We start from the raw sequence: 706 nt of genomic DNA, 5'->3' as shown, positions 1-706 counted from the left end.
GGCGTCCGCCGCACCGCCGGAGCGGGTCTACGAACGGCCGTCCCAGCGGGCCGCCCGCGAGGGCAACGGCCACCACGCCGGTCCCGGGGGCGCGGAAGCCTCGCCCGACAGCGGGAACTCCCGTCCGGAGCAGCAGGCCCGGCCGCAGCAGGCACAGGCACAGCAGCAGGCACACGCACAGCAGCAGGCCGAGTCGCAGCAACAGGCTCAGGCACAGCAGCAGGCCGAGTCGCAGCAACAGGCTCAGGCACAGCAGCAGGCCCGGGAGTCCCCGGCCGCACGGCCCGGGCAGGTGGACGCGGCGGGCCTGCGGCAGTACTGGCCGCAGGTGCTGGCCACGGTGCGCACGATGAGCCGGAGCACGGAGGCGCTGCTCACCGGGGCGAGCGTGCACAGCGTCGAGGGGTCGACGGTGATTCTGACCCACCCGGCGGAGCCGCTGGTGCGCAGGCTGTCGGAACAGCGCAACATCGAGTGCATCGCGACGGCACTGGGCAAGGTGGTCTCCGGCGACTGGCACGTGCGCTGTGTCCACCCGAGTGCCGCCCCCGCTCCCGACGGGCAGGCGTCCCCGGAGGGACAGGACACCGCGGCCCCCACCCGGAACCCGGGGCCGCACGGGGGCAGCGCTCCGGGACGAGCGGGTGCCGACTCCGGCGGGGCCGGTGGCCCCCGCACCTACCACCGCCCGTCCGAGGCACGGGGT

The 706-nt window shown here is 75.8% G+C and carries 1 pseudogene; it reads left to right on the top strand.

Features of this window, described 5'->3' with window-relative positions:
• Nucleotides 1-706, top strand: a pseudogene (locus SACPADRAFT_RS32695) (hypothetical protein); the annotation flags it as partial.

Source organism: Saccharomonospora iraqiensis subsp. paurometabolica YIM 90007, from assembly GCF_000231035.2.
GTDB lineage: Bacteria > Actinomycetota > Actinomycetes > Mycobacteriales > Pseudonocardiaceae > Saccharomonospora > Saccharomonospora paurometabolica.
This window is presented reverse-complemented; position numbering and strand designations above follow the sequence as displayed.